Genomic DNA, 22,249 nt, shown 5'->3' on the forward strand with positions numbered 1-22,249 from the left:
CGAGCAGGCCTCCGGACCGCCCGGTGGCGGGCGGCCCGGAGGCGGCAGGCCCGGCTTCGGCGGCGCGGCCCGCGTGGTGACGGCGCCGGTCGACTTCGTCGCGACCGGCACCGACATCCGCGCGATCGGCACCGCCGAGGCGGCCCGCGAGGTCGACCTCTACCCGCAGGTGACGGGTGTCGTCACCGACGTGGCCTTCACCCCGGGCGCCAGGGTCGGCGCCGGCGCCGAGCTCGTCCACCTCAATGACGACGACCAGCAGATCGCCGTCGAGCTTGCGACGCTGACGCTGCAGTCGGCCAAGGAGGCGGTCGATCGGGCCGAGCGCCTGTCGAAGACCGGAAACGTGACCGCGGTCACCCTGTCGGATGCGAAGACCGCGGAACGGAAGGCCGCCATCGATCTCCGCAGCGCCGAGATCGAGCTGGCGAAACGGACGATCAGCGCGCCCTTCGACGGTGTCATCGGCCTCGCCGACATCGCGGTCGGCGACCTGGTCAATTCCTCGACCAAGATCGCGACCATCGCCGACATGTCCTCGGTGACGGTCTCCTTCGCCGTTCCCGAGCGCGCGGTCGGCCAGGTCGCCGTCGGACAGGAGGTGACCGCGACGACGCCGGCGTTGCCGGGCACGACGATCACCGGCAAGCTGAGCACGATCGACAACATGGTCGATCCGACCACCCGGACCCTGAAGGTCGAGGCGACGCTGCCCAACGAGGCGGCCGCCCTGAGGCCGGGAATGGCACTGAGCATTTCCTTCTCGATCCCCGGCGTGAAGCGTCCCTCGGTCCCGTCGCTGGCGATCCAGTGGGATCGCGAGGGCTCCTTCGTCTGGGCCCTCGACGGCGACAAGGTGAAACGTCTGCCGGTGCAGATCGTCTCGCGGCGGAGCGGCGCGGTATCGATCGCCGGCGACCTCGCCGAGGGGGACGAGGTGGTGGTCGAGGGCGTGCTGCGGCTCCGTAACGGAGTCACGGTCGAGAAGGTCGGCGACAACGAGGCCGGGCCGCCGGCCGAAGACGAGGCGCCCGGCGTGTCCGGCCGTCCCGCGGCCGAGGCCGGCGCGGCGGCGGCGGCCGAGCGCGGGAGCTGACCGTCGGATGAGCGACACCAGTGCCAGCCTGTCGGGTGGGACGGCCGGGTTCGCGTCGCTATTCGTGCGGCGGCCGGTGCTCGCCATCGTCCTCAATCTGCTGATCCTGGTCGCCGGCCTGGCGGCGATCCTCGGCGTCGAGGTTCGCGAGTTGCCGAATATCGACCGGCCGGTGATCACCATCCGGACCAATTATGACGGCGCGACGCCGGAGACGATCGACAAGGAGATCACCGCGGTGGTCGAGGGCGCGGTGGCCCGCACGCCGGGTGTCGATTCGATCTCCTCGAGCAGCAGCGCCGGCGAGAGCCGCATCACCATCGAGTTCTCGGAATCGACGGACCTCAACGTCGCCGCCAACGACCTGCGCGATGCGATCGGCAGCCTGCGAAGCCTGCCGGACGATGCCGACGCCCCGGTGATCATCAAGGCCGACGCCGATTCCGACGCGATCATGCGCCTGTCGGTCACCTCCACCCACCGGCCGATCGACGAATTGACCAAGATCGTCAACGACGTCGTCGTCGACCGGCTCGCCGCGATCGAGGGGGTCGCCGACGTCAATGTCTATGGCGACCGCGAACAGATGATCCGGATCGTCGTCGATCCGGACGCCATGGCCGCGCGCGGGCTCGCCGCCGGCGACCTGATGGCCGCACTGTCCGACATCTCGCTCGATGCGCCGGCCGGCCGGGTGTCGGACGCGACCCAGACGCTGCTGGTGCGCGCCGACGCCAGCGCCAAATCGGCCGAGGAGATCGGCGCGGTGCGGGTCAACGACACGACGCGGGTGAGGGACGTCGCCGACGTCGTCTTCGGGCGGGCCGACGAGAATACCGCGCTGAGGATGAACGGGATGACCGGCGTCGGCATGGCGCTGGTCCGGCAGGCTTCCTCCAACACGCTCGACATCTCCTCGCGGGTGCGCGAGGCGGTCGCCGAGCTTCAGGTGTCGCTCCCCGACGACGTGTCGCTGACCATCACCTCCGATGACGCGACCTTCATCCGCGGCGCCATCGACGAGGTGATCTTCACGCTGCTGATGGCGACGGCGATCGTCGTCGGCGTCATCTACGTCTTCCTGCGTTCGGTGCGGATTACCTTCATCCCGGCGATCACCGTGCCGATCGCGCTTGTCGGCACGGTCGGCGCGATCTACCTCGCCGGGTTCTCGATCAACATCCTGACCCTGCTCGCCCTCGTGCTGGCGACCGGCATGGTGGTCGACGACGCGATCGTCGTCGTCGAGAACATATCGAGGCAGCGCCACCTCGGCCTCGGGCCGCGCGCCGCGGCGGTGATCGGCACCAAGCAGGTCTTCTTCGCGGTGATCTCGACCACCGTGACGCTTGCCGCGGTGTTCATCCCGATCTCCTTCTTTCCCGGCACGGCGGGGCGGCTCTTTTCCGAATTCGGATTCGTGCTCGCCTTCGCGGTGCTGCTCTCATCGGTGATCGCGCTGACGCTTGTCCCGATGCTCGCGTCGCGCTGGATCGGCGGCGAGGTTCGCCCGCCCGCAACCTATATCGGACGCGGGGTGAGCGCGGTCGGCCGGGGCGCGGAGCGGCTCTATGCGCGCCTGCTCCGGGCCTGTCTCGATGCGCCGATCGTGGTCGTGGTCGCGGCGCTGCTCTTCGCCGGCGCCGCCGCCTTCGCCTTCAGCCAGATACCGACGCAGCTAACGCCGAGCGAGGACCGCGGCTTCATCCCGATCGCGGTTCGGGCGCCGCAGGGTGCCACGGTCGACTATACCGCCGAGCAGATACGGGCGGCCGAGGAAGTGGTCCAGCCTTTCATCGAAAGCGGCGAAGTGAACAACATCTTCGCCCGCGCGCGGGGCTTCGGCGGTGGCGGCTTCATGTTCGTGTCGCTCGCGCCATGGGACGAAAGGCAACGGAGCCAGCAGGAGATCACCGCCGATCTCAACGCGCGTCTTGGCCGCATCCCCGGCATCCAGGTCTTTGCCTATTCGCCCAACAGCCTCGGTATCCGGGGCGGCGGGCAGGGGCTGCGCTTCGCCGTCGCCGGCAACGACTATGCCGAGATCGCGGCCGCCGCCGACCGGCTGCTGACCGCGATGAGCGACGATCCTGCCTTCGGCAGCGTCAGGCTCGACTACGACACCACCCAGCCGCAGCTCTCGATCAACATCGATCGCGAGCGCGCCTCCGACCTCGGCATTTCGATCCAGAACATCTCCTCCGTCGTCCAGGCGCTGCTCGACGGCCGCGACCTCGGCAACTTCTATATTGGGGACGACCCGATCGAGATTCGCCTCCAGGCGCCGGAGGGCATGATCCAGGACCCGTCCGGCCTCGACCGGATCCAGCTCCGTTCGTCGAGCGGCAAGATGGTGCCGCTCGCTTCGCTGGTGACCTTCGGCGAGTCGGCCGTGGCGCCCAACCTCCAGCGCCAGGACCAGCGCCGGGCCGTGCCGATGACCGCGACCCTCGCCGAGGGCGTCGATCTCCGCCAGGCGATGACCCGTCTCGGCGAGATCGCCGATGCCGAACTGCCGCCGGGGATGAGCATCCTCTTCTCCGGCGAGGCGCGCGAGCTCGACCGCGCTTCCTCCGGCGTCGCGCAGACCTTCGTCTTCGCCCTCGTCATCGTGCTGCTGGTGCTGGCCGCCCAGTTCGAGAGCTTCATAAGCGCCCTGATCCTGATCGCGACGGTGCCCTTCGGCCTGGCGGCCGCGGTCTTTGCCATCCTGCTGACCGGCGGATCGCTGAACATCTACAGCCAGATCGGCCTCGTGCTGCTGGTCGGGCTGATGTCGAAGAACGGCATCCTGATCGTCGAATTCGCCAACCAGCTCCGCGACCAGGGCCAGTCGGTGCGCGACGCGATCTACAACGCCTCGCTGATCCGCCTCAGGCCGGTGGTGATGACCATGATCTCGACGGTGCTGAGCGGGCTGCCGCTGCTGCTGACGACCGGGGCCGGCGCCGAGGCGCGCCAGGCGCTCGGCTGGATCATCGTCGGCGGCCTCGGCTTCGCGACGCTGGCGACCCTGTTCCTGACGCCGGTGGTCTTCAGCCTGCTGGCCGGCTTCTCGAGGCCGCGCATCACCGAGCAGAAGCGGCTGGAGCGCGAATTGCAGGAAGCGGAAACCAAGCCGCGCGGCATGACGCCGACCCCGGAAGAGCTCGGCGAGGCGGGCGCCCGCGCGCCGGCGGAATGACGCCGGCGCCCAACGTCGCGATCGCCAGCCGGCCGGGTGCTCGCCTGTATTGTCGCCGGGGATGAAAGGCAGGCCGGGGAGAGGTCTACCGGCGCTTTGCACTCGCTCGATCCTGCTCCGGTCCGAACGATACGCCGCAAAAAAACGGGAATCGCATCGCTCCACCGGACGTCCGCGGACGAGGTTTCGACCTCTCCCCTCGAGACCATGACATCTCGCTTGCTTCGCGAGCGCGGGTCTGCCTGTGTTGCCGCCTCCCATGGGTGCCGATTATCTCGACGTAGCTGGCGGCCTGCCGACCATGCCCCGTGGCTTCGTTGGCAGTAACGATATCTTAAGCGTGATTCCCGGGCGATTGCCAGCGGTTTGGATCGGGGCCGGACGGGCGCCGCGGCGACGTGCGCGGCAGGCGCGTCGACATGCTTCGATCCTCTGATATGCGTAAATCATAAGACAAAAGAGGCCTTTCGGGCTTGCGTGGTGCCGGCGGACGGCAGATCGGACAGCCGCCCGCCAGGGGCGAAAAGCCGGCCCAGGAAAAACAGGCATTGCGTGAACTGCGCTGTTTATATAGCGTGAATGGCGCATTTCCGGCTGCAGGGAGGACTGTGGCCGGCGAATGGCACCTAAAGGAAATCGGGAGGAAAGTAGATGAAGCGTATGATGATTACGGGGCTTGCGGCCGCCCTGACCCTCGCTGCATCCAGTGCTGCCTTTGCCCAGGACAAGAAGACGATCGCGTTCGTCGTGAACGGTCCTTCGGACTTCTGGAAGATCATGGAAGCGGCCGTCGCCAAGGCCCAGACGGAGCTGCCGGACTTCGACCTGCAGTTCAAATATCCCGAGCGCGCGGACGCCGCCGTGCAGCGCCGGATGATGGACGACCTGGTCGCCGCCGGCATCGATGCGATCGCCGTGTCGGTCGTCGATCCGCCGACCTCGACCGACGCCATCAACAGCGTCGCCGCCCAGATCCCGTTCTTCACCTTCGACTCCGATGCGACCCAGTCGGACCGCATCGCCTATATTGGCTCGTCCAACACCCAGCTCGGCAAGATGGCCGGCGAGCTGATGAAGAAGGCGATGGAAGGCAAGGACGGCAAGTGCATGGGCTTCGTCGGCCTTCCCGGCGCCGACAATGCCAAGGAGCGCATCAACGGCTATAACGAGGCCGTCGCCGGCACCGGGCTGGAGCTGATCGACGTCCGCGGTGACGACATCGACCAGACCCGCGCCCGCGCCAATGTCGACGACGTGCTCGTCGCCAATCCGGAAGTCAACTGCATGGTCGGCTTCTATTCCTACAATCCGCCGCGGATGTACGAGGCGCTGCGTGACGCCGGCAAGCTCGGCGAGATCACGGTCGTCGCCTTCGACGAGAATCCGATCACGCTCGGCGCCGTCGCCGAGGGGTCCTTCGCCGGCACGGTGGTGCAGCAGCCCTACGAATGGGGCTACCAGGGCGCCCATCTGATCGCCGACTACCTGAACGGCGACAAGTCGAAGATCCCGGCTGACGGGATCATGATCATCGAGGGCCTGACCCTCACCCAGGACAACGTCAAGCAGTTCGAGGAAGACTTCAAGAAGAAGCTTTCCGGCGGCTAGCAACGTCCTCGACGCCCGCGGCCGGTTCGCTCCGGCCGCGGGCATTGCCGACATACCGGCACCGGTGAGATACTTGCCGCAATGACCATGTCCGCAACCGCTGCCGCCGGGGCATCGGCCTCCGCCGAGCCCTTTCTCAGGCTGTCGGGCCTCCGCAAGACCTACCCCGGAGTCCTGGCGCTGGCCGACTTCAGCATGGAGGTGCGGCCGGGCGAGGTGATCGGCCTGGTCGGCGAAAACGGCGCCGGCAAGTCGACCCTGATGAAGATCCTCGGCGGCGTGATCGAGCCCGACCACGGCACGATCACGATCGACGGGGTGGCGCACCCGTCACTGTCCGTCGCGCAGTCGATGGCGGCCGGCATCGCCTTCGTCCATCAGGAACTCAACCTGTTCGACAATCTCGACGTCGCCGCCAATGTCTATATGGGACGGGAGCCCAGGAAGCTCGGCTTTCTGAAGCTGGTCGACGACGACAAGCTCCACAAGGCCGTCCAGCCGCTGCTCGACCGGCTCGGCGCGACCTTCTCGCCGGGGACGCAGGTGTCTCGGCTGTCGCTTGCCCAGCAGCAGATCGTCGAGATCGCCAAGGCGCTCAGTCTCCGGTCGCGCCTCGTCATCCTCGACGAGCCGACCTCCAGCCTGCCGATCGCCGAGACCGAGAAGCTGCTCGAGGTGATCGCCGGCCTCAAGGCGCACGGCATCTCGGTCATCTTCATCTCGCACCGGCTGCACGAGGTCGTCCAGGCCTCGGACCGCGTCATCGTGCTGCGCGACGGCAACCTGGTGGGCACTCTCGAAGGCGACGACATCAACCACGATACGATGGTGCGCCTGATGGTCGGCCGCGACCTCAAGGTCGACTACGTGTCCCCGGCGAGAACCGATGGCGCGGTCGTGCTCTCCATCAGGAAGGTGCGCACCTCGACCTATCCGGACCACGAGATCGACCTCGACCTCCGCGCCGGGGAAATCCTCGGATTGGCGGGCCTTGTCGGCGCGGGCCGCACGGAACTCGCCCGCGTGCTGTTCGGTATCGACCGGCCGGCGGCGGGCAGTGGCAGCGTCGTGCTCGACGGCAGGGAGGTGCATTTCGCGACCTCCTCGGCCGCCGTCGAGGCCGGCGTCTTCCTCGTCCCGGAAGACCGCAAGGGCGCCGGCCTGCTGCTCGACTTCCCGATCGCGCAGAACATCACGCTGCCGAACCTGCACGCCTATGCGCGCCGGCGGCTGGTGTCGCGGGATGCCGAGTTCGCCCGGGCGGAACGCAGCCGCGTCGAGCTCGACATCCGCGCGCCCGACGTCGGCCAGCGCACCTCCGCCCTGTCGGGCGGCAACCAGCAGAAGGTGGTTCTCGCCAAATGGTTGGCGATGCAGCCACGGGCGATCATCTTCGACGAGCCGACCCGCGGCATCGATGTCGGCGCGAAGGCGGAGATCTACCGCCTGATGCGCGCCCTGTCGGACGCCGGCGTCGCCGTGCTGATGATCTCGTCGGACATGGAGGAGGTGATCGGCGTCTCCGATCGCGTCGCGGTGATGCATGAGGGGCATATCCAAGGTACTCTCGACCGCGCCCAGTGCAGTGAGGAGAACATCCTGCGGCTTGCCGTCGGACGGTCGATCTAGGAACGGGGCAGGGAATGCTGAAGAAAGACCTGGGGCTGCTGACGCTGATCATCGTCGTGGGGGCGGTGGTCGCGATCATCAACCCGCGGTTCCTCTCGCCGATCAACATCGCCAATACCGCCAACCTGGTCGGCCTGTTCGGCATATTCGCCATCGGCCAGGGCTTCGTGATCATCACCGGCGGCATCGACCTCTCGGTGGGGTCGATCATCGCCCTGCTCGGCGTGATCTTCATCGACCTGATCGCCAACCACGAGGTGTGGTGGCCGCTTGCCGCGGTGCTGGTGCTGGGGCTCGGCGTCGTGATGGGCCTGGTGCACGGGCTGCTGATCACCAGGCTGAAGCTCCAGCCCTTCGTGGTGACGCTCTGCGGGTTGCTGATCTATCGCGGCATCGCGCGCTTCTACACCAAGGATGCGACCGCCGGCTTTCCCTTCGGCGTCAATTTCCCGGATCTGGAATGGATCACCACGGGGCGCACCGACATCGTCTCGCTGATCACCGGCGGGACGGTGCAGTCCATTCCGATCCCGCATGCCTTCTTCATCATGCTGGTGATCGCGGTGATCATGTGGTTCGTGCTGCATCGCTCCGTCTTCGGCCGCTACCTCTACGCGGTCGGCAAGAACGAGGAGGCGGCGCGCTATTCCGGCATCCGCACGACACAGGTGATCATCGCCGCCTATGTGATCTCGGCGACGCTGGCGGCGCTCTCGGCGATCTTCTTCGCCATGTATACCCGTTCGATCCTGCCCTCGGGACACGGCAATTTCTACGAGCTCTACGCGATCGCCGCGGCGGTGCTCGGCGGCTTCTCGCTGCGCGGCGGCGAGGGATCGATCGTCGGCGTCGTGCTCGGCACGGTGCTGCTCCAGGTGCTGCAGAACCTCGTCAACCTGCTCGGCATCCCCAGCTCGCTGAACTTCGCGGTGATGGGTACGGTGATCCTGATCGGCGTCATCGCCGACCAGCAGTTCCAGGTCCATCGCCAGCGGGCGGCGGCGCGAAAGGGGCGGCAAAACAGCCCCGGCAAGTCGGTCGCCGAGGCGGCCGGATAGGACCCGGGCGCTACGCTTATTTCAGGTCGATCGGCTCGGACGTGGACGTAACGTCGATGGCGATCTTCCGGATTCTCAGTTGCGCGGCCTCATATCCGGCGGCATCGACCCCCGGAGCGTCGCCGACGACGCCGTTTGAGGCTACGAACGCAACGCCAATTCCACCACCCGTCACGCGTTCGGCCGACAACTGCTGAATTTGCGCAGAAACATCAAAAACGAAATTGCGCCCTTCCTCGCTTGCTCCGTGTTGAGCATGGTCGAAGTCGGCGAAGAAGCTAAGCACCCCGACAAAGGCCCGCTGAGAACTTCCCTCGTTGACGAGCTGGATTTGGACGGTCGATCCGGGAGGTCCCTCAATCCGGACGCCCTCCAGGCGGAGGGTGCTCCTGGTTGGCTGCAGGATGCTTGGACGCTCGGCAAACAGGAAGGCGTCGCTGCCTTCGGGGAAGGCGTTGGCCAGGAGGAATGTCTGGTCGGTGCCGCTGATGGAGACTTCCTCGCGACTTGCCACTTCCATTGTGGTTGCTTCGCCCACGTCATTGATGAAAGCGATGCCATCGCTGGGTGCGGAGGTCTCATCCCGGAGGCAATGGTCGATGTTATCGTAGGTGTAGTCGATCGGACCATCCGGGTCGAACAGCTCCGAGACCTGCATCGAGACCGGCGATCCGTGCTCGTCGACGAATTCGAACTGTCTATCCATCCAAGCCGGAACGTCGCGGGGGAGCTTGTCGGCTCCGTGCAGGACCATCCAGCAATCCCACAAGCGGTCGATATTCGCATGATGGTGCCAGAACACCGGATCATTCCCGGAGAAGGGTACCAGGCCGATATACGGGGCCAGGCAGCGATTCCCGACGGCACAGTGGATGAAACCGTGAAGGCCTCCGTCGAGCGAATTCTGGAATCCGAGGAAATCGTCGATCAGGAGCGTGCTGTCGACGTCCGTTTGCAGCACATCGAGGTGGACGGCCGAACCGAATCCGGGGGTACGCCTGCGCTCAAAAAGGGGGTTGTCGATGTCGCCGCCCGATGTTTTCAGGCGTTCAGCGACAAAGATGACGGGGATGCGCGCCGGTGCATTGGCCGGCTGGCTCGGATCAACGCTGTCGTTGGTGTAGTCCCAATAGGGAAGGGCAAAGCCAGGATCGCCCGATGCGTCTCTCAGGACTCGTTCGAAGTAATAGAGAAACATACGGTGCCAAGCCAGGAAGAAGGGCGTCGAATGCTCGCACGTGGCCCAGACACCGTCGGCGAGGCCAGGCGGGTCGGGCGGGGGAACGAGGTCCTTGAGACCGGCAAAGTAGCCCGCCAACAGCGGAGCATCGTCGGGAAACCTCGATGTCAATCCCGCCTTCACGGCGGCCAACGTGCCCGACGGTGAGGTCGAGCCCGGATACCCGTGAATCGCGGACCAGTATTCCCAGCTGGTTCGGTATTCAGGCGAGTCCTTCGGCGCGCTATTTCGGCTCTTCATGACCCATACGCCGCGGAGCAGGCTGGTCAGTTTCGCCGGATCCTTGACGAATGTTTGAAGACTTTCCCGGACGAAGCGCGGTTCCTGGCCATGGGACGCGGTCGTCCCCATAAGAACGGTGGCACAAAGCAGACATGCAAGAACGCGTAGAGAGAGCATTTTCGTCTCCTTTACACGAAGTGCATTATCTATCCACTTTAGAGTGCATACATGAATAAGGCAATTATAGATAAGTCATGGTCGGCGGAACAGTTCCCGCAAGTCGGCCGCCGATCCGGTCGTACGGGACCAGGGCGTTACGGTCGCGACGCCGACCGACAGGTGGCCCCGGTGCCGCGTGTCAGTGAGCGGTATCCGACCCCCGCGCGTGGGCGGGCGAGCCACCGCCGGACGACGCTCCGCCGCCTGTCCGGCCGCGACGGAAGACAAGACGCAGCAGCCGGGCGATCCCCGCAAACAGCTTGTCGATCGGCCATCGCGCTGCCTTCCAGCCGGCGTTCCAGCTCCCGCCGAATACCAGCCAGACAACCAGGCTGATCAGCCAGCCATAGACCATGTAGGGGACCATGGCGAAGATTCGCGTCATCGCCTCGCGGAAACCGAGCGCCAGGAAGGCGAGGGATGCCGGTGTCACGACCAGCGTCAAGACGGTGGCGAAGCCGAGGCCGAAAACGATCGCCGTCGACAGGCCGACCCACCACTGCGCCGAGGGCGCGCCCTGCGTCACCTCGCGGTTGAGGAAGTCGATCGTCACCGCGAAGGCGATCGGCAGCACGCCGAGGATCGCCGTGACGGCGGTGAGCATGACCGGCCGGGCACGTTCGCGGCCGGTACGCAGGATCGCCTCCTCGACCGGGACGCCCTCGCGGCGCAGGCGGTCATAGGTGTCGATCAGCACGATGTTGTTGTTGGTGACCACGCCGGCGAGCGCGATGATGCCGATGCCGGTCATCACGATGCCGAAGGGCTGGCCCATCACCAGAAGGCCGATGATGACGCCGATCGTCGACAGCACGATCGCCGACAGGATCAGGAAAACGCTCGACAGCTTGTTGAAGACCGCCAGCAGGATCAGGAAGATCAGCAGCACCGCGACCAGGAAGGCGTTGCCGAGGAATTCCTGCGCCGCGGCGCTCTCCTCGTCCTCGCCGCCAAGCTTCCAGGTTACCAGGCCGCCGAAGTCGGTCTTCTCCAGCTCGGCGCGTATGCGCTGCTGGACGTCGGCGGAGAGCACGCCTTCGGCGACGTTGGCCGTCACCGTGACGATGCGCTTGCCGTCGACCCGGTTGATGAGGCCGACCTGCTGGGCCGGCACACGCTCGACGAAGTTGCTGATCGGAACAGAGCCGGCGGACGTCTGGATGCGGAGCGAGTCGATCTGGTTGAGGGTTCGGCGGTCTTCCGGCATCCGCACGATGATGTCGACCGGATCATCGCTGGTCTGCGGCCGGTAGTCGGTCACGGTAAGGCCGTTGGTGACCAGCCGGACGATCGCGCCGACCGAGGCGACGCCGATGCCGTAGCGGGCGGCTTCCGCCTTGTCGACCTCGAGCCGCCAGTCGATGCCGGGCAGCGGCAGCCCGTCATCGAGGTCGCGGATCTCGTCATAGGCGGCAAGCCGGGCGGTGACCTCGCGGGCGGCGCGTTCCAGCGCCTCCGGCACGTTGCCCGACAGCTGCACCTGGATCGGCTTGCCGGTCGGCGGGCCGGCATTCGGCGCCGTCACCTCCACCTTGATGCCCGGCAGGTCCCCGGTGCGCTGGCGCACCTCGTCCATCACCTCGCCGGCCGGCCGGCGCTCCTGCCAGTCGATGAACTCGAAGTCGATGGTGCCGATAACGTCCTCGGTGACGTTCTCGTTGCCGCGCTGGCTGTCGCCGACCCGGGTGTAGATCGTCGACAGCTCGTCCATGTCGAGGATGCGGTCCTCGACTTCCTTGAGGAGCGCGTCCTTCTCGCCGAGCGACATGTTTCCGCGCGCGTGAACCAGCACCTGGCCGGCATCGGGCTCGACATCCGGGAAGAACTCCTGCCCGGCGCCGTACTTGCCGTAGGCGAAGATGACCCCGAACAGGACGATCAGGGTTGCGATGATGGTCATGCCCGGGTGCCGCACGGCGAGCCGCACGGTCTTGAGGTACGGACCCTCGCGCGGCGCCCTGTCGTGATGCACTTGCTGCGCCCGCCCGATGAGCGCGCCGAGCGTCGGCGTGAATATCAGCGCCGCCACCAGCGAGGCACTCAGCGTCGCGATCAGGGTCAGCGGCAGGTAGCCCATGAACTCGCCGACGATGCCGGGCCAGAACAGGAGCGGCGAGAAGGCGGCAACCCGCGTCAGGGTGGCGGCGACAACCGGGCCCGTCATCCGGTCGGCGGCGAAGGCATAGGCTTCGCGCGGCCGCATGCCCTCGCCCATTCGCCGCTCGGCGAATTCCGAGACGATGATGGCGTCGTCGACGAGCATGCCGACGGCGAGGATCAGGCTGAACAGGACGACGATATTCATCGTCAGTCCCGCCATGTAGAGGCCAAGCACGCCGACCAGGAAGGAGAAGGGCACGGCGATGCCGATCATCAGCGAGGCGCGCACGCCGAGCGTGAACAGGATGATCACCGCCACCAGCAGAACCGCGGTGATCACCGAGTTCTGCAGGTCGGAGAGCATCGAGCGAATGAACTTGGACTTGTCCTGCAGGAAGCGGACCTCCAGCGCATCCGGCCACTCGGGCCGCAGCCGGTCGATCGCGGCATAGACCGCATCCACCGTCTCGATGAGATTGGCGCCGGAGCGCTTGGCGACCGCGATGACCAGCGCCGGCTGCCCGTCGACACGGGTGATCGATGTCGCATCCTTGAAGGTCGGCAGCACCCGCGCCACGTCGCCCAGCGTCACCGCCGCGGTGCTGGTGGCGGCAAGCGGAATGGCGAGCACGTCCTCCGGCGTCTCGATGAGCGCCGGCACCTTGACGGCGAATCGTCCCTGATCGCCTTCCAGCGCGCCGGCGGCGACCAGCGCGTTGCTGCGTGCGATGAGCTGCGCGAAATTCTCCAGCGACACGCCGTAGCTCCTCAGCAGCATCGGCTCGGCGATGATCTCGATCACCTCGTCGCGGATGCCGTTGATCTCGGCCGAAAGGACCGTCGGAATCAGCTCCAGCTCGTCCTGGGCCTGGTGGGCGATGCGGTTGAGGGTGCGCTCCGACAGGTTGCCGGCGAGGCTGACCAGCACCACCGGCTGTTCGCTGAGATTGACTTCCTCGACGCGCGGTTCGTCGGCGTCGGCCGGCAGTTCCGCCTTGGCGTCCTCGACCTTGGCGCGGATATCCTGAAGCGCGATATCGGAATCGAAGCCCGCTTCGAATTCCAGCAGCACATAGCCGCCACCCTCGAATGCCGCCGCGCGCATCTCCTTTACGTTGGAGACATCCTTGAGCTGGCTTTCCATCGGTCGGACAAGCAGCCGCTCCGCGTCCTCCGGTGAGATGCCCTGCTGCGACAGGCTCACGTAGATGATCGGAATCGCGATGTCCGGCTCCGCCTCCTTGGGAATGTTGGTATAGGCGTTGGCGCCGGCTAGCAGCAGCAGGATGAGGATCGCGAGCGTCAGCCGCGCATGCTCGATGGCGTAGTCGACGATGCGTCTCATGCCGGCCTACTCCACGGCGGCGACTTCGGAGACGGGCTCGACCAGGTCGCCGTCCTTGACGAATTCCTGGCCGACGACGATCACCCGGGTGGTGCCGTCGATCCCGGTGACCCATACGTCCTCGCGGCCGTCATCGACGATCGAGACCGGTACGAAGCGGACCCGGCTTTCGTCATCGGCGATGCGGATGCCAAGCTCTCCCTTGTCGGAGAAGACGAGGGCGGAGCGTGGCACGGAAGCGGCCGGAACCGGCTTGGTATCGACCGTCAACTCGCAGCTTACGCCGTCGGGGATCCGGGAATCGCGATTGGCCATATGCGCTTCGACGGGGTAGGTGCGGGTCGCGTCGTCGGCGCTGAGACCGAGGTAGGACACCTTTCCGTCCACCGTGAGGCCGTCGATGAAGCGGACCGAGGCGCTCTGCCCGACCGCCAGCTGGCCGCGTTCGCGCTCGCTCACCGCGCCGACCGCCAGCATGGGATCGGGGTCGATCACCTCGGCGATGGTGGTGCCGGCCTGGATCGCCTGGCCGACCTGAACCGGCACGCTGTTGACAACGCCATCGATGGGCGAGCGGATCTTGGAGCGGTCGGCTTCCGCCTCGGCGTTGGCAAGCGCGGCCTCCGCCGCCGCAACCGCCGCCTCGAGGGCGGGAAGATCGTTCTTCGGCGCATTGCCCTTGTCGATCAGCTTCTTTCGGGCCTCGTATTCGGCCCGGCGCTGCTCGAGCAGGGCCTTGGCCTGCTTGACGGCGGCCTCGCGCCCTTCATCGGAAATCTCGGCGATGACGTCGCTGGACCTCACCTTGCTCCCGCGTTCGACATTGAGCGCGATGATCACGCCGGCCCCCCGCGCGACCGCGACCGACTGGTGGTCGGCCTCGGTGGTGCAGGAGAGGGTGATCTGCCGCTGATGATCCTCCGGCGTCGCGGTCACGACGCTGACGCGCGTGGCGACCTCCTGCGGTTCCTCGACCACCGTGGGCGGCGGCTCGGCCGTCGGCTCCTCGACGGCGGGATTCAAGTCGCCGGAGAGAATCCAGGCGGCCGCACCCGCGACGAGGAGCACGGAAATGATCCGGCTCGGCTTGAACATGGACGCCATCGCTTTCCACCCGGAATAAGTGACAATTCACCCAGAAGGTCTTGCCGCGCGAAATTCAATTGCGTGGATATAGCGACTGCCGTGCGGGAATTGAACAAACAACGGCGAAATATCCTACCAACCTTGTCAGTAGAATTGCGGGAAATGTACGGCATGAGCCGGAAAGGGCACATCAATCGTCTGTTGTTGCGCCGGAGGCACAGTTTGCATTCGAGCCGGCCAAAGGTGAAACTCGCCCCAGCCAAGGCCAACCGCCAGACCGGGCGGAGCCGACGACGGGAACGGCAGGCCGCTGCGTGAGCGAAGCCCAGAAGGAACTGGTGGATTTGCTGACAGCCGTCGCCAGGGGCGATCGCGGCGCTTTCAGGATGCTCTATGAGAGGAGCGGGGCGAAACTCCATGCGGTCACCCGACGTATCTTGCAGAGCGATGCAGCTGCGGAGGACGCGGTGCAGGAAGCCTTTGTCAGGATCTGGCGCCGGGCCGGCGATTTCGATGCGTCCATCGCCTCGCCGATCGCCTGGATGGCGACGATCGCGCGGCACGCCGCCATCGACATGACCCGGCGGGGCGCCGAGCGCGTGTCGGCGGCGTCGGCCGATCCGGCAATCGCAGAGACGATCGCCGATCCGTCGGCGGGCGCCGAGCGGCTCGCGGCGGGCAGCGGCCTGGCGCGTTGCCTCGAGAGCCTCGAAACCGACCGACGCGGCATGGTGATCCTCGCCTATTGCCATGGCTGGAGCAGGGATGAGCTCGCCGCCCGCTTCGACCGACCGGTGGCAACCATCAAGACGATCCTGCGGCGAAGCCTGATGGCGTTGAGGGAGTGCCTCGGCGATGGCCCCTGATCGCGATGAACTGGACGCCCTGGCGGGCGAATACGTGCTCGGCACGCTTTCCGCGGACGAGCGGGGCGCCGCGGAGGCGCGCTATGCCGCCGATGCGGATTTCAGGCGTCTGGTCTCGGATTGGGAAAAGCGCCTCCAGCCGCTGGCCGATTCGGCGGGAGACCTGCCGCTGCCCGCCTCGGTCTTCGAGGCGATCGACGCGCGCATCGGCGCCGCGGCGGCACCGGCACCGGCGTCCGACGGCGGAAACGTCGTCGCCCTTCGCCGCGAGGTGGGGCGCTGGCGCCTGACCGCGCTTGTCGCGGGCGCCGCCGCGGCGGTACTGGCGGCCGTCGTGGTGGTCGAGCAGGTTCGGCCGCCCTCGGCGCAGCAATCGGAATTCGTCGCCATCCTCACGTCGGAAGGCGCCTCGCCGGCCTTCGTGGCGACCGTCAATGTCGAGAAAGGGACGATATCGGTGCGCCAGGTCGTTCCAGCGCCGCCGGAGGACAAGAGCTACGAGCTGTGGGCGGTCGAACCGGACGCGCAGCCGGTCTCGCTCGGCGTCTTCGACGACGGCGCCAACCTTTCGCGGGCCCTCGATCATGCTCCCGAGGGGCTGACGCTGGCGATCAGCCTCGAGCCGAAAGGCGGTTCGCCGACCGGCGTCGCCACCGGGCCTGTCGTGTTCAGCGGGCAGCTCGTCCCGGCGGAGTGATCGGCTCGGTTCGAGCGCCTTATCCTCAGGCGAGAGGTTGACAAAAGCAGACGGCCCGCCGGAGCGGGCCGTCCTCTTCCACGTGAGACGGGGGGCGACGTCAACCCATCTTCGGCAGAAGCACCGTGTCGATGACGTGAATGACACCGTTGGACTGCTTGACGTCGGCTATGGTGACCGTGGCGACGTTGCCGTTCTCGTCGGTCAGGGTGAGGCTGCCGCCGTCCATCCTGGCGTCGAGCAAGCAGCCGCCGAGGGTCTTGACCTGATGCATGCCGCCGTCGTCCTCGATCATGCCCATGATCGCGTCGGACATCGCATCCGCGGCGACCACGTGGCAGGTCAGGATCTTGACGAGGGTGTCCTTGCTGCCGGGCTCGAGCAGCATCTCGATCGTGCCGTCGGGCAGCTTGTCGAAGGCCGCGTTGGTCGGTGCGAAGACGGTGAAGGGACCATCGCCCTGGAGCGTCTCGACGAGGCCGGCGGCCTTGACCGCCGCGACCAGGGTGGTGTGGTCTTTCGAATTGACCGCGTTCTCGATGATGGTCTTCGACGGATACATCGGCGCCCCGCCGACCTCGACGGTCATTTCGGCGGCCGCCGGGATGGCTGCATAGGAGCCCCCGACACCGACAACCGCGGCAACGGCGGTGGCACGAAGCAGGCTGCGGATGGTGCTGGTCATCGTTTGTCTCTCCTGTTGACTGTTGCTGACGCCCCTCTCCGGGAGGTCAGGGACAGCTACGGAGGGGGCGCGCGTGAAGTTTCGGGCGATGCGCCGTTTTCGATCACGAGAGCGTGAAGACGGCACGTCCTCTCGGCGGCGACGGTTTTGACTGAGCCGGGGGCGCGCTTCTGCTAGGATCGGCGGCGTCAGGGGAGCAGCCGGGGGGCCTATGAAATCCACCAATCCTGTCTACACGGGGCTTGAGACGAGCATCTTCGAGGTGATGTCGCGGCTCGCCAAGGAGAATGGCGCGATCAACCTCGGCCAGGGCTTTCCAGATGTCGACGGACCGGAGGATATCCGCCGCTTCGCGGCCGAGGACATCCTGTCGGGTGGCCGCAACCAGTATCCGCCGATGATGGGCGTGCCGGAGCTCCGGTCCGCCGTCGCCGAGGCGAACAAGCGCTTCTACGACCTCGACGTAGATTGGCGGACCGAGGTGCTGGTGACCTCCGGCGCGACGGAGGCGCTGTCCGACTGCATGGCGGCGCTGATCGAGCCGGGCGACGAGGTGGTGCTGATCGAGCCGCTCTACGACTGCTACCTGCCGCTGCTCCGCCGGGCGGGCGCGACGCCGAAATTCGTCCGGGTGACGCCGCCGGACTGGCGGCTCGACAGGGAAGCGCTTGCCGCGGCCTTCGGCCCGAAGACCAAGGCGATCGTCCTCAACAACCCGATGAACCCGGCGGCCAAGGTCTTCGACCGGGAAGAGCTGGCGACGATCGCCGAGCTCGTCGTCGCGCACGATGCCTATGCGATCTGTGACGAGGTCTACGAGCACATCGTTTTCGACGGGCGGGAGCACATCCCGCTGATCACCCTGCCGGGCATGCGGGAGCGGACGATCCGCATCGGCTCCGCCGGCAAGACCTTCTCGCTGACCGGGTGGAAGGTCGGCTATGTCACGGCCGCGCCAAACCTGCTCGACCCGGTGACCAAGGCGCACCAGTACACGACCTTCACGACGCCGCCCGGCCTGCAGAAGGCGGTCGCCTACGGGCTCGGCAAGGACGACGACTATTACGAGTCCCTGGCTGGCGACCTCCAGGCGAAACGCGACCGGCTGGCGGAGGGCGTTGCCGGCACCGGCCTCGGTATCGTCCCCTGCGCCGGCACCTATTTCCTGACCGTGGATACCGGCCCCCTCGGCCTCGATGCCGCCGACACGGCGATCTGCGAGACGCTGACCTTCGAGGCGGGGGTGACGGCGGTGCCGGTTTCGGCCTTCTACCAGTCGGACGCGCCGCGGAACTTCATCCGCCTCTGCTTCTCGAAGCGGGACACGATGATCGACGAGGCGCTGGAGCGGCTGGCGCGCTGGGTCGAGCGGCGCGGCGAGGACCCGGACGCCTGACCGGCGCGTCAGGCGCGGTTGCGGGCGATGGTGACGTGGGGGAATTCCTCGGCGCCCGACAGCGCGAGGTCGCCCGAGGCGCGCTCCGCCCAGCGCATGCCGACGATCGCTCCCTGACCGGCGCCGGAGATCAGGTTGTCGTTGATAAGCACCGCGCCGGCGCCCTCGACGACGCTGACGGCGATGCCGACCGGCGCGTCGCGGATGACGTTGCCCGTCGCCGCGACGTCGCGGAGATACGGCCCCCAGCCGAGGACCAGGCCGAAGCGCGGCGCGCCGTCGATGACATTGCCGCTGACCGTGACGTCGGCCTCGACCGAAATGCCGACGCCGAAGCCCTGCTCGTCGGCCGGGTAGGGCCCCTCGTCGACAAGGTCGCGGACGATGTTGTTGGCGACCACCGCCATCCGGCCGCCGGCGTCGAAATTGGCGACGCTGATGCCGGTCGCCGCCGTCTCGATGATGTTGTTGGCGATCAGCGCGCCACTGAAGCCGAATTCGGAGAAGACGGCGACCTCGCCGGACCGCAGGCAGGTATTGCCGGTGATCTGGACATTGTCGGCGGCGTTGGCGCGGACCGCGGTGAAGGCGCAGTCGCTGATATGGTTGCTGGCGACGATGACGCCGTGGGCGCGGAAGACGTTGATGCCGTTGCCGTTCTCGCCGGTGCCGCCATCCGCGGCGCCGATCCGGGCGATGCGGTTGCCGGTGACGATGGTCCCGTCCTCGCCCTCCGACCAGCGCCAGACGAGGACGCCGCCGTTGCCGCAATCGGCGACGTCGTTGCCGGCAAGTGTCAGCCCCGTCGACTCGATGGCGCGGATTGCGGCAAGCTTCGCATCGATAATGCGGTTGGCCTCGACCCGGCCGCCGCAGCGGTCGAGCGCCAGGCCGTTCTTCGCGCTCGCCGTCACGTCGCAGTCGCGAACCCGCACGGTTCCGCAATCGACGAGGTGGACGACGCCCTCGACATAGTCGGCAAGCGGCAGGCCGGCGCCGTCGATGACAAGGCCGTCGAGCGTGACCAGAGCGGCGCCTTCGGCGTTGATCATGTGTCCGTCACCGGCGAAGATCAGGCGGGTCGCTCCGGCGATGCCGAGCAGCCGGGTGTTCGACGGCAGGACGATATTGGAAACCGCATAGCTGCCGGGAGGCAGGAAGACCGGACGGTTCTCGGCGGCTGCCTCCTGGAGGATCGCCTGGAGGAGGCGGCCCTGGTTGCTCGGGATGTCGGGCGTCAGGCCGCGCGCCCGCGCATCGACCGCCCCGCGCAAGGCGGGCGGTTCGGCGGCGTCGGCGCCGGCCGGGGCAAGCGCCGCGACGGTGATGGCGCCCGAGAGAAAGCTGCGTCTGTCCATATCGGCTCCTTTGGCCCGCCATGGATCAAGGATCGTGCCGCGCCGGATGTGCCACAACGGGACGGTTCAGAGCGCCGGGACGACGTCGGTCAAAGCGAAGTCGCCGCCCTTGAAGAGCAGCGGCTCGCCGGTCTCCTTGGCCAGCGCATAGGCGAAGCAGTCGCCGAGGTTCAGTTTCGCCGGATGACGTCCCCTGCCGAAGGTCAGGTGCGCGGCCTGCGCCGCCGTGATCTGGTCAAGGCTGATCGGGACCACCGTAATCCGGGCCTCGTGGAGGAACGTCTCCACGAGTCGCTCCGCAACGGGGTTCGCCTTGCGGGCGGCGACGATCGTCAGCTCGACCCGGCTGACCCCCGACATGCGCCTCGCCGGTGCATTCTTCAGCGCTTCGAGATAGATCCGGGCGTCATCTTCCTTGAGAAGGATCGCCATCACGGCCGACGTGTCGACGATCACTTGGGCAGGCCGTCTTCGTCGTAGAGCACGTCGTTGATGTCCGCGGAACTGAAAGGCTCGTCGAGGGTCTCGAGAAACCGGTCCGAGATCGCCAACAGCCCTTCGACATCGATGGCCTGTCTGTCGACTGCGGCCGGCATCGTCAGCCGCGCGACCGGCTTGCCGCGGCGGGTGATGACGATCTCCTCGCCATTCTCGACGCGATCGAGCAGCTCGGAGAGCTTGGTCTTGGCTTCGAATGCACCAACGGTGACGGTCATGCGCCTATCCAACCAACTAGACAACCAGTTGGTATATGGGGCGCCTATCCCGCCGAGTCCAGCCCGCCGGCGGGGAAATTGCGCAGCGTCGAAGGCTCGTAGCCGAGGCGCTGGTTGAGGGCGTCGACGAGGGCGACCGCCGATTCCGCGACCGGGGTGCCGGGCGGGAAGATGGCCGAGGCGCCGGCATCCCGCAGGGCTTCGTAGTCCTGGGGCGGGATGACGCCGCCGACGACGACCATGATGTCGGGCCGGCCGGCGGCTTCGAGCGCCCGCTTCAGGGCAGGGACGGTGACGAGATGGCCTGCCGCGAGGGTCGACACGCCGATCATGTGGACGTCGTTGTCGATGGCGAGGGTCGCCGCCTCCTCGGGAGACTGGAAGAGGGGCCCGAGCACGACGTCGAAGCCGAGGTCGGTGAAGGCCGAGGCGATGACCTTCTGGCCGCGATCGTGCCCGTCCTGGCCGATCTTGGCGACAAGGATGCGCGGCGGGCGGCCGTCATGCTCGGCGAAGCGCGCCGCGACGCGTCGCGCCGCCGTAACCGCATCATAGTCGCCGGCTTCGGAAGCATAGACGCCCGCGGCCACCCTGGCGTCGGGCCGGAAGCGGCCAAAGGCTGCCTCCATCGCGCTGCTCATCTCGCCGACGGTCGCCCGTGCCCGCGCGGCCTCGATGGCGAGGGCGAGGAGGTTGCCTTCGCCGGACCGCGCCGCGGCGGTGATCGCGTCGAGCGCGGCGGCGCAGGCGGCCTCGTCGCGTGTCGAGCGCAGGCGCTTCAGCTTGTCGACCTGGGCGGCGAGCACGGCCGAATTGTCGACTTTCAGGAGCTCCAGCGGCGGCTCGTCGTCGGGCTGGAAGCGGTTGACCCCGACGACCACCTGGCGGCCGGAATCGATGCGCGCCTGGGTACGGGCCGCCGCGTCCTCGATGCGCCGCTTCGGCACGCCGGCCTCGATCGCCTTGGCCATGCCGCCGAGCCGGTCGACCTCGGCAATGTGGTCGAGGGCGCTGGCGATGAGATCGCGGGTCAGGGACTCGACGTAATAGGAGCCGCCCCAGGGATCGATGATCCGGGTCGTGCCGGATTCCTTCTGGAGGTAGAGCTGGGTGTTGCGGGCGATGCGGGCCGAGAAGTCCGTCGGCAATGCCAGCGCCTCGTCGAGGGCGTTGGTGTGGAGCGACTGGGTATGGCCTTGCGTCGCCGCCATCGCCTCGATCGCGGTGCGGGTGACGTTGTTGAAGACGTCGCGGGCGGCCAGCGACCAGCCGGAGGTCTGGCAATGCGCCCTGAGCGTCAGCGAGCGCGGATCGGCGGGGGCGAAGCGCTCCCTGACCAGCCGCGCCCAGAGGAGGCGCGCCGCGCGGAGCTTCGCCACCTCCATGAAGAAATTCATGCCGATGCCGAAGAAGAAGGAGATGCGCGGCGCGAAGGCATCGACATCGAGGCCGCGATCACGAACCGCCTGGATGTATTCGAGGCCGTCGGCGAGGGTGTAGGCGAGCTCGAGGTCGGCCGTCGCTCCGGCCTCCTGCATGTGGTAGCCGGAGACCGAGATCGGGTTGAAACGCGGCATATGCTCCGCGGTATAGGCCATCACGTCCGCGACCAGCCGCATGGATGGCTGCGGCGGGTAGATGAAGGTGTTGCGGACCATGAATTCCTTAAGGATGTCGTTCTGGATGGTCCCGGTGAGGTCCGCCTGGGCGACGCCCTGTTCCTCGGCAGCGACGACGTAGAGCG

At 67.0% G+C, this 22,249-nt stretch carries 16 protein-coding genes; 8 read left to right on the forward strand and 8 right to left on the reverse strand.

Features of this window, described 5'->3' with window-relative positions:
- The 5 genes from KDJ86_RS19240 to KDJ86_RS19260 all read left to right on the forward strand — a co-directional run.
- A partial coding sequence (locus tag KDJ86_RS19240; protein WP_291749628.1) for an efflux RND transporter periplasmic adaptor subunit occupies nt 1-1,096 on the forward strand: 1,096 nt, incomplete at its 5' end.
- A 7-nt stretch (nt 1,097-1,103) separates the two neighbouring features.
- Entirely contained in the window at nt 1,104-4,280 is a 3,177-nt protein-coding gene (locus KDJ86_RS19245) for an efflux RND transporter permease subunit (RefSeq protein ID WP_291749630.1), read from the forward strand.
- A gap of 651 nt (nt 4,281-4,931) precedes the next feature.
- A complete protein-coding gene (locus KDJ86_RS19250; protein WP_291749633.1) occupies nt 4,932-5,888 on the forward strand; it encodes a sugar-binding protein in 957 nt (318 codons plus the stop codon).
- 87 nt (nt 5,889-5,975) lie between these two features.
- Nucleotides 5,976-7,517: a sugar ABC transporter ATP-binding protein gene (locus KDJ86_RS19255; RefSeq protein WP_521085319.1), complete on the forward strand. Its 1,542-nt coding sequence runs from the start codon at nt 5,976-5,978 to the stop codon at nt 7,515-7,517.
- 14 nt (nt 7,518-7,531) lie between these two features.
- Nucleotides 7,532-8,575, forward strand: coding sequence for an ABC transporter permease (locus KDJ86_RS19260; protein ID WP_291749638.1), 1,044 nt, complete (start codon nt 7,532-7,534; stop codon nt 8,573-8,575).
- A 16-nt stretch (nt 8,576-8,591) separates the two neighbouring features.
- On the opposite strand, the gene KDJ86_RS19265 is transcribed toward KDJ86_RS19260, so the two are convergent.
- The 3 genes from KDJ86_RS19265 to KDJ86_RS19275 form a co-directional block, all read right to left on the reverse strand.
- Nucleotides 8,592-10,214: a tyrosinase family protein gene (locus KDJ86_RS19265; protein WP_291749641.1), complete on the reverse strand. Its 1,623-nt coding sequence runs from the start codon at nt 10,212-10,214 to the stop codon at nt 8,592-8,594.
- Nucleotides 10,215-10,395: 181 nt separating this feature from the next.
- On the reverse strand, nt 10,396-13,701 hold the full coding sequence (locus tag KDJ86_RS19270) for an efflux RND transporter permease subunit (RefSeq protein WP_291749643.1): 3,306 nt from the start codon (nt 13,699-13,701) through the stop codon (nt 10,396-10,398).
- A 6-nt stretch (nt 13,702-13,707) separates the two neighbouring features.
- Nucleotides 13,708-14,805: an efflux RND transporter periplasmic adaptor subunit gene (locus tag KDJ86_RS19275; protein WP_291749646.1), complete on the reverse strand. Its 1,098-nt coding sequence runs from the start codon at nt 14,803-14,805 to the stop codon at nt 13,708-13,710.
- 41 nt (nt 14,806-14,846) lie between these two features.
- On the opposite strand from KDJ86_RS19275, the gene KDJ86_RS19280 reads away from it, so the two are divergent.
- Nucleotides 14,847-15,653 (forward strand): sigma-70 family RNA polymerase sigma factor, encoded by an 807-nt coding sequence (locus tag KDJ86_RS19280; protein WP_291749648.1) that lies wholly within the window; start codon nt 14,847-14,849, stop codon nt 15,651-15,653.
- A complete protein-coding gene (locus KDJ86_RS19285; protein ID WP_291749651.1) occupies nt 15,643-16,350 on the forward strand; it encodes an anti-sigma factor in 708 nt (235 codons plus the stop codon). The genes KDJ86_RS19280 and KDJ86_RS19285 overlap by 11 nt, the downstream gene beginning before the upstream one ends.
- Nucleotides 16,351-16,450: 100 nt before the next feature.
- Here the strand turns inward: KDJ86_RS19285 and KDJ86_RS19290 are convergent, their stop codons facing one another.
- Nucleotides 16,451-17,035, reverse strand: coding sequence for a fasciclin domain-containing protein (locus tag KDJ86_RS19290; RefSeq protein WP_291749654.1), 585 nt, complete (start codon nt 17,033-17,035; stop codon nt 16,451-16,453).
- A gap of 211 nt (nt 17,036-17,246) precedes the next feature.
- Between KDJ86_RS19290 and KDJ86_RS19295 the strand changes: the two genes are divergently transcribed.
- The gene (locus KDJ86_RS19295; RefSeq protein WP_291749657.1) at nt 17,247-18,431 is read left to right on the forward strand and encodes an aminotransferase; all 1,185 of its coding nucleotides are present in this window, start codon (nt 17,247-17,249) and stop codon (nt 18,429-18,431) included.
- Between the two features lie 8 nt (nt 18,432-18,439).
- Here the strand turns inward: KDJ86_RS19295 and KDJ86_RS19300 are convergent, their stop codons facing one another.
- The 4 genes from KDJ86_RS19300 to scpA all read right to left on the reverse strand — a co-directional run.
- Nucleotides 18,440-19,789, reverse strand: coding sequence for a TIGR03808 family TAT-translocated repetitive protein (locus KDJ86_RS19300; RefSeq protein ID WP_291749659.1), 1,350 nt, complete (start codon nt 19,787-19,789; stop codon nt 18,440-18,442).
- A gap of 66 nt (nt 19,790-19,855) precedes the next feature.
- Complete coding sequence (locus KDJ86_RS19305) at nt 19,856-20,245, reverse strand: type II toxin-antitoxin system VapC family toxin (RefSeq protein ID WP_291749661.1); 390 nt, start codon at nt 20,243-20,245, stop codon at nt 19,856-19,858.
- A complete protein-coding gene (locus KDJ86_RS19310) occupies nt 20,242-20,505 on the reverse strand; it encodes a type II toxin-antitoxin system Phd/YefM family antitoxin (protein ID WP_291749663.1) in 264 nt (87 codons plus the stop codon). The genes KDJ86_RS19305 and KDJ86_RS19310 overlap by 4 nt, the downstream gene beginning before the upstream one ends.
- Before the next feature lie 44 nt (nt 20,506-20,549).
- Nucleotides 20,550-22,249 (reverse strand): methylmalonyl-CoA mutase (gene scpA / locus KDJ86_RS19315; RefSeq protein WP_291749666.1); only part of this gene is annotated, 1,700 nt, incomplete at its 5' end.

This window comes from Bauldia sp. (assembly GCF_020442045.1).
Classification (GTDB): Bacteria; Pseudomonadota; Alphaproteobacteria; order Rhizobiales; family Kaistiaceae; genus Bauldia.